The organism is Hyphomicrobium sp. (assembly GCF_019753045.1).
In the GTDB taxonomy this organism is placed as follows: domain Bacteria; phylum Pseudomonadota; class Alphaproteobacteria; order Rhizobiales; family Hyphomicrobiaceae; genus Hyphomicrobium_B.
Genome location: NZ_JAIELN010000009.1, coordinates 19,699 through 31,658, shown reverse-complemented (window position 1 = coordinate 31,658; position 11,960 = coordinate 19,699). Strand labels below are relative to the sequence as shown.

General features: G+C 59.7%; 10 protein-coding genes. 3 read left to right on the top strand and 7 right to left on the bottom strand.

Annotated elements, in window-relative coordinates; all coding sequences use genetic code 11:
* Positions 1-21: 21 nt before the first annotated feature.
* Positions 22-2,808, bottom strand: coding sequence for a hypothetical protein (locus K2Q04_RS11140; protein WP_291163364.1), 2,787 nt, complete (start codon positions 2,806-2,808; stop codon positions 22-24).
* Between the two features lie 378 nt (positions 2,809-3,186).
* Here K2Q04_RS11140 and K2Q04_RS11135 point away from each other — a divergent pair, with 378 nt between their 5' ends.
* The 3 genes from K2Q04_RS11135 to K2Q04_RS11125 all read left to right on the top strand — a co-directional run bounded on the left by K2Q04_RS11135 (position 3,187) and on the right by K2Q04_RS11125 (position 5,175).
* The gene (locus K2Q04_RS11135; protein ID WP_291163361.1) at positions 3,187-3,582 is read left to right on the top strand and encodes an Hpt domain-containing protein; all 396 of its coding nucleotides are present in this window, start codon (positions 3,187-3,189) and stop codon (positions 3,580-3,582) included.
* A gap of 159 nt (positions 3,583-3,741) precedes the next feature.
* Entirely contained in the window at positions 3,742-4,062 is a 321-nt protein-coding gene (locus tag K2Q04_RS11130; RefSeq protein ID WP_045837936.1) for a 2Fe-2S iron-sulfur cluster-binding protein, read from the top strand.
* 30 nt (positions 4,063-4,092) lie between these two features.
* Positions 4,093-5,175, top strand: a complete 1,083-nt coding sequence (locus tag K2Q04_RS11125; protein WP_291163358.1) for an NAD(P)/FAD-dependent oxidoreductase — start codon at positions 4,093-4,095, stop codon at positions 5,173-5,175.
* Between the two features lie 4 nt (positions 5,176-5,179).
* Here K2Q04_RS11125 and K2Q04_RS11120 read toward each other — a convergent pair whose 3' ends face one another.
* From K2Q04_RS11120 to K2Q04_RS11095, 6 genes are all read right to left on the bottom strand, one after another.
* On the bottom strand, positions 5,180-6,430 hold the full coding sequence (locus K2Q04_RS11120; RefSeq protein ID WP_291163355.1) for a GNAT family N-acetyltransferase: 1,251 nt from the start codon (positions 6,428-6,430) through the stop codon (positions 5,180-5,182).
* A 114-nt stretch (positions 6,431-6,544) separates the two neighbouring features.
* A complete protein-coding gene (locus tag K2Q04_RS11115; RefSeq protein ID WP_291163353.1) occupies positions 6,545-6,910 on the bottom strand; it encodes an ABC transporter permease in 366 nt (121 codons plus the stop codon).
* Between the two features lie 47 nt (positions 6,911-6,957).
* A complete protein-coding gene (locus K2Q04_RS11110) occupies positions 6,958-7,485 on the bottom strand; it encodes a hypothetical protein (protein ID WP_291163351.1) in 528 nt (175 codons plus the stop codon).
* A 164-nt stretch (positions 7,486-7,649) separates the two neighbouring features.
* The gene (locus K2Q04_RS11105) at positions 7,650-8,825 is read right to left on the bottom strand and encodes a VWA domain-containing protein (RefSeq protein ID WP_291163350.1); all 1,176 of its coding nucleotides are present in this window, start codon (positions 8,823-8,825) and stop codon (positions 7,650-7,652) included.
* Between the two features lie 112 nt (positions 8,826-8,937).
* Positions 8,938-10,263 (bottom strand): porin, encoded by a 1,326-nt coding sequence (locus K2Q04_RS11100; protein ID WP_291163348.1) that lies wholly within the window; start codon positions 10,261-10,263, stop codon positions 8,938-8,940.
* Positions 10,264-10,651: 388 nt separating this feature from the next.
* On the bottom strand, positions 10,652-11,941 hold the full coding sequence (locus K2Q04_RS11095; protein WP_291163345.1) for a porin: 1,290 nt from the start codon (positions 11,939-11,941) through the stop codon (positions 10,652-10,654).
* Positions 11,942-11,960 lie beyond the last annotated feature (19 nt).

Here is an 11,960-nt window from a genome sequence, read left to right as displayed (position 1 = left end):
CGAAGGAGAACGGCAAGCCCGCTACCGGATGCGGCCGGCGGCGTGGGCGAGGAACAGATATACCCGGCCGGTTTCCGAAACGAGATGTGTGTGCGCCGTGCGGCCGGATGTGTCGCGCGCTTCCGCTTCCTTGATGATGCGTTCAAAGTCGGACAGATAGCGGAAAATCGACTGGGCAAGATCGTTATCGGTTTTGACGCGCGTCGAGATCTCGTCAAAGAGCGTCCGTGCTTCCGGCGCATAGATGCTGCGTACGAGGACGTTGCGCTGGCCCGCGCGGATGCGATTCCAAATGGCGCCTGCCGTTGCCTGGTCGAGCGCGCGTGCGATCATGCCGACGTCGAGACGAACGGGAGCAGGTGCGGGCGGCGGCTCCGGGGCCTGCGCGGGGGCCTCGTCCTCGTGAGAGGCGCGGGCCAATAGATCGCCCAGCGACCATCCTTCGCGTGCTTCCTGCTGCGACGCGCCTCTGCCGCGGCTCGGTGCGCTTTCCTGCTGAACGAGGGAGGAGGTCAAGGAGCCGCCGAGGCGCGCCGGAGCCGGGTCGGGGCGAGCCAGATCCGGCCGGATGATTTCGCGCGGCGCGTTGGCGCGCTGGGAAATCTGCGTCAGCTGTTCGATCGCGCGCAACTGATCCTGCAGCGCGCGGCGCATGGACTCCGCGGTTTCGCGCGTGCTTGCGGGAAGCCGTGCGGATTCCTCGCGGATGCGGGCCTGCTCGCGGGCAAGGGTCGCTGCCGCTTCCGCTGCGCGCATGCGCGTCTCGTCGGATGCCGACGACAAGCGGGTGGTCAGGTGTTCGAATTCCCGAGAGAGTTCGCCCGATACGTTCTGGAAGCGGTTTCTCAAGTCGGAAAGCGCCCGGTCCCCCTGGGCTTCGGTCTCGTGCTTGACGCGGTCGAGTTCGGCCATGAGTGCGCGCGAGCGGTTCTCGGCGCTGTCGCGCAGCTCTTCTGCGATCGCTCTCGCCTTGAGCTCGATATTCGAGAACGAGCCTTCGAGGTTCGTCGAGTAGCCGGCGATCGTCCGTCCGAATTCGTCGGCCTTGCCGGAGAGGCGGTCGAGCGTGTGGGAGAGTTCGGCGTGCCGCGACTGCAGCGTCGTTTCGATCTTGCTGTTTGCGGTGTCGAGCACGTTGGCGGCTTTGAGAATCTGCTGGCCTTGGTTCTCGAAGCGATCGGTGACGCCGTGAATCTGCGAGAACAGATTTTCGGCGACGTTCTGCAGGACACCCGACTGTTTGGAGAGGCCGTCGATGGCCTTCATCGTCTGACGCGTGATGTTCTCGCTGGTGCGGCGTACGGCGTTGATGCCGTTCATCACGGAATCGTCAAGCTCGGCTGCCTGGTGCGCAATCGTATCGCGGAACGTGCGGGAATGCAGTTCGAGCGCATTGGTGAGGAGGGATGCCTTTTCGCTGACCGCGTGATCGATCGCCGTCGTCGAGCGCATGATCTGATCGTCGAACAGCTCGAGCCGCCGCTGGAAGGCTTCGTCGAGAGACCGTGTGCGTTCGACGAGCTGCCCGTCGAGCGCCTGGGCGCGGTTTGAAAGGGTCGTATCGAGCGCGCGGGCGTATTCCTCGAACACGGTCTGCAAATTCTCGGTGCGATTGCCGAGCGTGGTATCGAGCGTCTGCATATAGCCGTCGAACGTCACGCGCATCTGTTCGGTGCGGGCGCCGAGAGCAGTAGAGAACGCGGACGTGTAGTCTTCGAGGACGGACTGCAGTTGCAGCGTGCGCGATCCGACGGCGTTTTCGAAGCGGCCTGTCGCGGTCGCCAAGGACCCTTCAAGGTTGGCAAGATTTTCGCCTGCGTTCGAAATGATACCGCGCAGCGTCAACTGCTGCTGCGAAAGCTTTTCGATGAGCGTCGGGATTTCGGTTCCGAGCGTTTTCAGCGTTTCGGTGACGTTGGTCGACGTGTCGAGAAGCGCATGGCGTTCGCCGCCGAGCTCGTTGATCAGCTCGCGGATGCGGCGCTCGTTGTGCTCGTAGGAGCGCTCGAGTTCTGCGACGTGATTATGGACGAGGGCTTCGAGTTCGCCCGCGCGGCCGAGCGCTCGCGACACGGCGTCGTTCATGAACGAGACTTGCCGGCGGACTGCTTGGCCGAGGCTCGCGATCGATTGTTCGGCGGTCCTATCGGGTTCCGCGAGGCGGATCGCGACTTCGCTCATCGTTGCGGATTTGAGCGCAAGCGATGCGATGTGCCAGTTAAGCAGTGCCAGGAGCCAGATAATTCCGATCGGCGCGACGATGGCCGTTATCGTGTAGAACGTCGCCGGCTGCAGCAGCAGCGACGAGAAGGTTTCGCCTGCCTGCCAACCGGGCGCCATCGTCAGTGCGCCGACGGTCAATCCGACAACAGCCCAAACGGCGCTGCCAATGGCGGCGAAGCGGAAAACTTTGCTCGAGGGCTTTTGCTCGAGGGCGTAGATCAGGCCGCCGATGCTTGGGACGTCGTCATTGGCGGCGATCTTTCCGCGTACGGGACCTGCGGGGCGGCGGCGTGCAACGCGGCGGGTCGGCGCGTCATCGCTCGCGGTTTCATTGTCGGGCTTCAGCGGCGGCGTTGGCGCGGCGTCGCCGAGGAGCGGCGGCGGAAGGGCGAGCGGCGTGTCGATCGAGCCCTTTTGGATCGATGTTTGGCCGGCCGGTTGGGTGGTCGCTTGGCCGGTTGTTGGGCCCGTCACTTGACCTGTTGCTTGGCGCAAACCATCGGGAGCGCTCAAGGTAGGCTCCGTCGATGCCGGCTGCGTTCTGCCGCCGATAGCCATGAGCTTCGCAATCTGATCCTGCGACATTGCGCAATGCCCCCCACTCGATCCGGTACGCGACACAAGCCCGTGCGCTTCAGGCCCACCGGAACTCCCATTTCGCACCCTATAAGATTTTTACTTGGTTACAAAATGGAAACACATGGGTAACCATACGGAATGTCTATGCATCTAAGAGACTTAGCGAGTTTGGGGCGCGCATTGCGGCCGGATTGCGGCCGAGGGGTCGCTCGGGATACCCCTGCGGCCTCACGCCTGTAGGTTAAGTAGCGGTTTACGACGATGGCTGAAACACCGCGGCCCGCTTTACCCAGAGTTATCGCGCATTTGCGACCATGATTATTCAAAGGTCAGGCATGGCGAAGCTATGCCCACAGCAGCGCTAAGTGCATCGGAATGCGTATCATGGATGTCCGACCGGCTCGCTCGTTCGAACTTCAGGCCCCGGAAAACCAAGGCTGTTCAAACGAATTGCCCGTCGATCTCGACCATTTGCGGCGTTACACGCTTGGGGATAAAGCGCTGGAAGACGAGGTTATCGGGCTTTTCCTCGCACAACTCCCCGAGACGATCGCGGCTCTCAGGTCGGCCGCCACTGAGCGCGACTGGAAAATTGCGGCCCATACCCTCAAGGGATCGAGCCGGGCCGTCGGGGCATGGCCGATGGCGCGATTGGCCCAACAAGCTGAAGCACTTGTTTGCAGCGCGGAGCCCGAAGCGTGCTCGGACGCGATCATCAAACTGGAAGCTGCGGCATCCGAGGCCCGCACGTTTTTCCACCAATCCAGCAAATTGGCTTAAGCATCAGGGCAACAGCATTTGCGCGGCGCAGGGACGCGCGCCCGTTCGGCTTGAAATAGAAGCTCTGTCCATCTAAGTGTGCGCGCTAGCTAATCAATCCAATTCGCTCGAAGCTGCCTATTGGCAGCCTTTTCAAGCCACAAGGACGCGCACGCAACCATGACTAAGATAACGTTCATCCAACCCGACGGCGAGAGTCAAACGGTGGAGGCGGAAAACGGTCTGACCGTCATGGAAGCTGCTAAGCTTAACGACATTGCCGGGATCGAGGCCGAGTGTGGCGGCGCCTGCGCGTGTGCAACGTGTCACGTCTACGTGGACGAAGCTTGGCGGGACAAAACCGGCAAAGCTGCCGACATGGAAGAGGACATGCTGGATTTCGCGTTCGATGTCCGCGAAGGCAGCCGGCTCTGCTGCCAGATCAAGATCACGGACGCTCTCGACGGTCTCGTCGTCCGCGTACCCGCGAAGCAGTTCTGACGTATCCTCATTTTCAAACGGACGATCGCAATGATCGAGACTACTCCCGCCGCGCTCGAAGTTTCCGACATTTCCGAAGCGTCTGAAACATCCGGCCCGATTGAAACCGATGCCGTCGTTATCGGTGCGGGTCCGTGCGGACTCTTCGCCGTTTTCGAATTGGGTCTTCTCGATATCAAGGCGCACGTCATCGATATCCTGGACCGGCCCGGCGGGCAGTGCGCGGAGCTTTATCCCGAGAAGCCGATCTACGACGTTCCGGCGCTTCCGGTCGTTACAGGTCAGGAATTGACCGACCGGCTGATGGAGCAGATCAAGCCTTTCGGTCCGCAGTTCCATTTCAGCGAGCGCATCGACGGTCTGGTTCGCGAGGCGGACGGCCGCTTCCGCCTTACGACCGACGCGGGAACCGAGTTTCTCGCTAAAGTGGTCGTCGTCGCTGCGGGTGGCGGGTCCTTTACGCCGAAACGGCCGCCGCTCAATGGCATCGAAGAATACGAAGGCAAATCGGTCTTCTATTCGGTGCGCAAAATTGAATCGATGCGCGGGCACGACATCGTCATCGTCGGCGGTGGCGATAGCGCTCTCGACTGGACGCTCAATCTCGCGCCGGTTGCCAAGAGCTTGACGCTGATCCATCGCCGCGACGAGTTCCGCGCTGCGCCGCATTCGGTCGAGAAAATGCGCAAGCTCGTCGAGGAAGCGACCGTGCGTCTGATGATCGGCCAGGTGACGGGGCTAGAAGGGGCGAACGGGCAATTGACGGCGGTCGACGTCAAGACCGCGTCCGGCACGGAACGCATTGCCTGTTCGGCCATGCTTCCCTTCTTCGGGCTGACGATGAAGCTCGGGCCGGTTGCCAATTGGGGGCTCAATCTTCACGAGAACCTCGTTCCCGTCGACACAGAGCGTTTCGAGACGAGCGAACACGGCATCTTCGCTATCGGCGACATCAACACGTATCCGGGTAAGCTGAAGCTCATTCTGTCGGGCTTCCATGAGGGCGCGCTGATGGCGCAGGCCGCTCACAAGATCGTCTATCCGGACAAGAAGCTGCTGTTCCAGTACACGACGTCGTCATCGAGCCTGCAGAAGAAGCTCGGCGTAAAATAATACGCTATTTCTCGGCGGCGGCCGCGATTTTCGCGCCGTCGCGCATGAGCCGCCGCAGCGGTTTCGGCAGGTTTTTAAGCGCGGACTTGATGCGTGTGCGGAGAAATCCAAGGTAGACCCTTGCGTAGATTTCGCCCTTCAGCGTGAGCGGCATCACCCAATCGACGACGGAATCTGCCTTCTCGCACCAGTCGAATTTGTAATCGTCGCCGGGGGCGAGCATATCGCAGGCTTCGAGGCGGTCAGCGTATCCGTCCTTCAGACTTTGCTCCAAGAGCAAAACGCCGGCGCCCGACTTTTCGTACTCGAGATTGAAGGCGATCAAATGCATCGCGATGCGTGCTTTGCAGGCGAAGGATACTTCGAGTGCCGCGATCTCGCCGTTCGATTTCAAAGCCGAGACGATGCAGCCAGCCGGCTTCGTTTTGCCCTCGGCCAGATCGGCGAACAGATCGGTCATGCGCCGATCGGCGATTGCGTTCGACAGCAGGCCGCGAGATTTGAGCCATTCGGATTTGAGCGCGAGCGCCTCGACCGCAAGTTGACGGGCTTCTTCGCCGCCATGGAGGCGAAGAAATTGCATCGGGCCTTTTTCTTCGAGCCTGCGTAAGAGGCGGCGGCGGTTCTTTCGAGTCTTGCTCGAATAGCGTTGTTCGAAGGCGGGGAAATTCTCAGCCGACGTCAGATCCATATAGGGCGCGACGAGCCGTTCGGCGGCCGTGGCGCCGAGGTCATTCATCAGTCGAGTGATGTTCGCGTCTTCGCGGACGCGGCGCAGGCGGAGGATGTCGGCAGCCGATTGCGTGCGCAGTAAATCGAACGCGGCGCGCAGGATCGCATCTTTATCCGGAACATTCTCGATGAGGGCGTCGCCGTATTGGCCGGCAGATCCGCCCATCCAGAAGACTTGCGTAATACCCCGCACGCGCTCGGCGACGAGGGGGAACACCATGATGAGGCGATCATCGCGGCGCGCCGTGATGAGCAGCAGTTTCAGTGTGCTCGGCCGGCCGTCGCGCTCGTGCAGATAATGATTGGCCCAGTGCCAGCAGAAATTGAAGGTTTGAAATACGTTCGTTGGTTTGCCGGCTCTCGCGAAAAGATCATTCCATTCTGTTTCGAGAGCATCGAACGCTGCGCGATCAGTGATGAGATCAAATTCGCAATACGTCGGATGCACGGCCGCGACGGCGCGGGATTTCTCTATGGCTGGCCGCTCGAAAGACGTCAGCGTGCGGGCGGCAGTGGTCATCATTGGCCAGCGCAATCTCGGTGGCGGGGCATGCCCGCTGTTTCAGGATTTCCTTCTGATGCTGTAGCGGGCAAACGTTAGATGAGCGTTAGCGGCGCACAATTCTGACCAATGTCCTTACGCGTGTGCGATTTCGAGAAATGCCAGGACAGTCAATAAAATAGCGCTTGCAGCGATGAGGACTTTGCCGCGCTGTGTGGGGGCGGCGGTTCCCATCACGAGCGCTGCGACCAATACAGCTGCAGATAAAAGATTGATCGGAACGAGCGCCGCCGGGCCAATCGATCCCCGGCTCGCCGGATACTCAAGCCCGATCCAGATGCTGGCCGCGATAGCGAGCGAAAGCGCGCCCACGAGGCGAGGCCATAGTCCGGTCGGAGGTCGTGCAAGTCCCGCAATTGCGAGCGCCGCGAGCGGAACGATCAAAAGCCCGAGACCGGCGATGCCTTTGATGATGATTTCGGCCCAGAGAATTTGCTGCACGCGAACATCCGGCTAGCTCGATTTTCGAGGCCCGAGAGCCGTCCGTCTCAATTCTGGAAGACTTCCTTCATGCGGGCGCCGCCCTCTTCAGAACTGTTCGATCCGCCGCCGCCCCAGCCACTGAGAAGTCCGCCGCCGTCTTCGGTTGGTTCCGGAGGCGAGGGCGTGTAGTCGCCATTGAGATGGCGGGTCAGTGCGAGCTTGATCCTCGCGACTTTCAGTTCCGAGCAATAATCAGCGCCCTTTTCTTTCAGCGCTTTGGAGACACCGTTGAATGCCGTGTCATAAACCTGCGAAAGCTTCGCGCCATCCGCAGGATTGGCGGCGGTCTCGGCCGACAAGAACTGGTTTTTAAGTTTCGCCGGATCGAAATTGTAACCGCATTTAATAGCGCGTGCGGATGTCGCTGCGACGTCCATCGCGCGCGCGAGCGGATCGTTCGCATTGGCGTTTTCTGTAGCCGCTTTCGAACCGCCGCCCAAAAGGGAACCGGTCGAGAGGCTCGGCAGCGACGCGCCGCAGCCGCCAAGGGCTGCTGTCGAGACAGCTACCAGAAAAATTCTGACGTGTTTCATTGGGATGTTTCCCCCCACCCCGGATTTCTAAGCTATTGTCCCCAGGCCAAGCCGAAGGTCAATCATTAGAATCGAGTTAGCCACATTCGGAGCCTAAATGTTTGTGGCACAACTCGGTAGGCCTGATGGGATTTTACCCACCAAAGTACGTCCGAACGACGTTCTTAACGCATCAATGCACGCATTCCGGCATCGAGACCGTCGAGTGTCAGGGGAAACATTCGGCCGTCGAGGAGCTGACGAACGATGCCGATGGATGGCGTCCAGTCCCAATGCCGTTCGTCGACGGGATTCAACCAAATGGTGTGCTTGTAGATATCGGCGACTCGTTTCAGCCAGACGGCGCCGGGCTCCTCGTTCATATGTTCCACCGAGCCGCCGGGGACGGTGATTTCGTAAGGGCTCATCGAGGCATCGCCGATGAAGATGACCTTGTAGTCGGCGTGGTAGGTGTGGAGCACCTGCCATGTATCGATCTTGTTGGTGTAACGGCGAGCATTGTCTTTCCAGACACCTTCGTAGAGGCAATTGTGGAAGTAATAATATTCGAGATGCTTGAACTCGGCGCGCGCTGCGGAGAAGAGATCTTCGACTTCGCGGATGTGGTCGTCCATCGAACCGCCGATGTCGAAGAACATCAGAAGCTTTACGGTGTTGTGCCGCTCGGGGCGCAGGCGAACGTCGAGATAGCCCTTCTCGGCAGTGCCGCGGATCGTGCTGTCGAGATCGAGTTCGGAGGCAGCTCCGGAACGTGCGAATTGGCGTAGGCGGCGAAGCGCGACCTTGATGGTGCGCGTGCCGATTTCAGCCGTGCCGGCCAGATCCTTGAATTCCCGCTTGTCCCAAACCTTGATGGCGCGCCGATGCCGGCTCTCGTGCTGTCCAATGCGAATGCCAGCAGGGTTATATCCGTATGCGCCGTAGGGCGAGGTTCCGCCGGTGCCGATCCACTTGTTGCCGCCCTGGTGACGCTCTTTCTGTTCGGCAAGGCGCTTCTTCAGCTCCTCCATGATTTTGTCCCAGCCGCCGAGCTCCTCGATCTTCTTCTTGTCCTCTTCGGAGAGGTGCAGTGTGCTGATACGGCGGAGCCATTCTTCGGGAATTTCGGCTTCGATTGCTTCGGGCAGAAGGTCGATGCCCTTGAAGACGTGCGCGAAGATCTGGTCGAAGCGATCGAGGTTGCGCTCATCCTTCACCAGGGTTGCGCGGGCGAGATAGTAGAAGTCCTCGACTCGGCCGCCCGCGATTCCGGTGCCGACGGCCTCGAGCAGCGTGAGGTATTCCTTGAGCGTTACGGGCAGTTTGGCTGAGCGGAGCTCAGTGAAGAAAGTCTCGAACATGTGAGAAAAATAAGCGCTTTGGCGCGCCGGGACAATGCGCCAAGGGGGCCCACAACGCGAAGAAGCCGCCCAATTGGGCGGCTTCTCGTATTGGGGCATTTACGGCGGGAGATCAGTAGTTGATCAGAGCACCGAAGGATACGTACTGGAAGTCGTCGAACCGAATGTTGCTATTGTCATCATATTCGAGATGGCGATACTTGATCCACATCGACATTGCTGCAGCGTCGATCTCTTGGACAACACCGAGGCCCCATAATTTGGTGGTGTCCTTGTTCGCAGCACTGAAGTCCCCGAGAGCCGTGAAGCCATCGACACCCGACGCTGCGAAGATGCCTTCACCGTGTGCGTGCTCATACTCGCCGTAGAGGACGGTGTGGCCCAGCGGGTTCCAGCGTTGACGGATACCTCCCTTGAGATACCACACCTCAGACTGGCCTCTGCTGCCGGTCAAGTTGGTCGGATCGTCGTAGTCATCGTGGCCGTAGGCGCCGTAGATCCACAAGCCGGTCGGAACGTGCTCGGCGTACGCACCCGCCTGGAAGTACTGTTGGGTGTTGTTCAGAACTACGAAGCCGCTGGATGTGTTGCAGCACAACTCGTCAGTGCTTTCAGTATAGGACGCGACGGCTGCAACCTTGATGCTGTTCCATTCGCCCGCATAGCGAGTCGTGATGGCCCAGAGGTCATCCTCACCCCACGATGCCGATACCGAGAAGCCGCCGAATGTCGGCGAGTCGTAGCGAACGACGTTACGCGGGACGCCTGCGCAGTCGCCCAAGGCGCCACCCCAGCTCTGGCAATAATTGCCGCCCCAGACCGCGGGTGACAGACTGCCCGAACCCTTTTCACGGATGAAAAAGCTATTGTAGTCGAAGGCCACCCAGTTAGCCGGGATGAGCGTGCCCGAACCGTCAACGAGGATCGCCGCGTTATCGGCCGCGTCTGACTGTTTACCGACTGAAACCTTGCCCAGCTGATCGCTCTTCACGAACCAGAACGACTGCAGCGTGCTTACGCCATTGACTGTGGCGGGCTTGAGCAAAGCGTTTGGACCGTCGACGACGTTCTGGCTTGTCGTCAAGCTATCCGAGCCGACAGCTTCGAGATGCAGAACGTAACCGGCGTACCAACCCGGCAAGATCGTTGCCTGGCCTGTGAACTTCACATGGCTGGCGATCGTCGAACCGAGGTCTGTGACGTAGGCGTTCGATTCACGGCCGTCGTCCCACCACATGACCTGCTGGCCAACCCAGCCGGAAATTGTGAGCGAGACCTTGCGGTTGCCCTTCCGTGCCGTGGTTGCTTCCAGTTCTGCGATTCGCTCCTCGAGATCTGCGCAGCAGTTACCGCCAAGGTCCGCAGCAGAGGCGCTCGTGGCGAGTCCGCCAGCGAGGACGCCTGCAGCGACCAGAGCGCCTACCCGAAATTTCCTCATTTCACCCTTCTCCCGTCTTCAGCACTTCTAGTCCTGGACGCGGTACTTCGGCGTTCGCCGCAGTCGGCCACTGATGGAGGAGCCCGTTGCGGGACACCGGCAAGTGACATCGCCGCTTGACGGGGAGATTAGCGATTCGCGACTGCGCAACAATTCAGGTTTGCAATTTGCAGGTTTATTCTTGGCAGGTGCAAGAAAACCTCATTTAATTCAATTGTCCGAGCGCGGACGAAAATCCGATATTTTAAACAGTGCGTTGTCGAATTCGGCAATGATCGGATCGCAACATGTGTTTGTTGCGTCTACGCCACAGCGGCGAAATTGTGAAACACAAAAAAAGGCCGCCCAATTTGGGCGGCCTTCTTATTTTGGTTCAGGTACGGTCAGATCAGTAGTTGATCAGAGCGCCCATGCCAACGTACTGGAAGCTGTCCGTCGGGATCGAGCCTGCCTCGATATCGGTGAGATCTGAGTTGATATGGCGGTACTTAACCCAGATCGACATCGCAGCAGCGTCGATTTCCTGGACCACACCAAGACCCCACACTTTGACATTGGTCTTACCAGTGAAGGTTGGGTCAATGTGGTCGCCGTCGAGTACACCTGCGACCAACGAATTGTTCTCTGCTCGCTCGTACTCACCGTAAAGGATGGTGTGACCCAGCGGGTTCCAACGCTGACGGATACCACCCTTGACGTAGAACGTTTCGTTCGAAGGAGCGTTCGAGTTGTCCTGATTCAGGTGGCCGTATGCGCCATAGGCGAACAGACCAGTGGGGACGTGCTCAGCATACAAACCAACCTGCAGATATTGGCTGCCTGCGGGTTGCACCATGTTCACTGAGTTGAAGTTGGACTTCGAGCTTTCGCTATATGCAACAGCGCCGGCAACCTTGAAGTCTGCCCATTCGCCAGCATAGCGAGCGGCTATGTCCCAGAAGTCGTCTTCACCCCAAGATGCAGACACTGAGAAGCCACCGAACGTCGGCGAGTCGTAACGGACGCTGTTGGTCGGCAGGCCGTTGCAGTCACCCCAGACGCAGCCGCCGGCTGCACCCAATGTCACATCAGTCAAAGATCCGGTATCCGAGCGGCGGACAAAGAAGCTGTTGACGTCGTACGAGACCCAGTTAGCCGGAACCAGCGAGCCCGAACCGTCGACCAGGATGGCCGTGTTGTCCGAAGCCTGAGACTGCTTACCGACCGAGACCTTACCAAGCTGGTCGCTCTTGATGAACCAGAACGACTGCAGGGTGCCCACACCGTTGGACTTGCCTGTCAGAACTGACGGGCCGTCGGGCGTGAACTGGTTGGTCGTGAGGCTGTCCGAACCGACAGCTTCGAGATGCAGAACGTAACCTGCCGTCCAACCCGGAAGGATCGTTGCCTGGCCCGTGAACTTCACGTGGCTGGCGAGCGTCGAGCCGAGGTCGGTGACGTAGACGTTCGATTCACCGCCGTCATCCCACCACATGACCTGCTGACCGACCCAACCGGATACGGTGAGCGAGACCTTGCGGTTACCTTTGCGTGCCGTCGTAGCTTCTAATTCCGCGATCCGTTCCTCGAGGTCTGCGCAGCAGTTCCCCCCGAGATCAGCCGCAGATGCACTGCCAGCGGACAGGCCACCTGCAACCAGGCCTGCTGCTACCAGCGCACTCAGACGATATTTGTTCATGAATTTAGCTCCCGTCTGC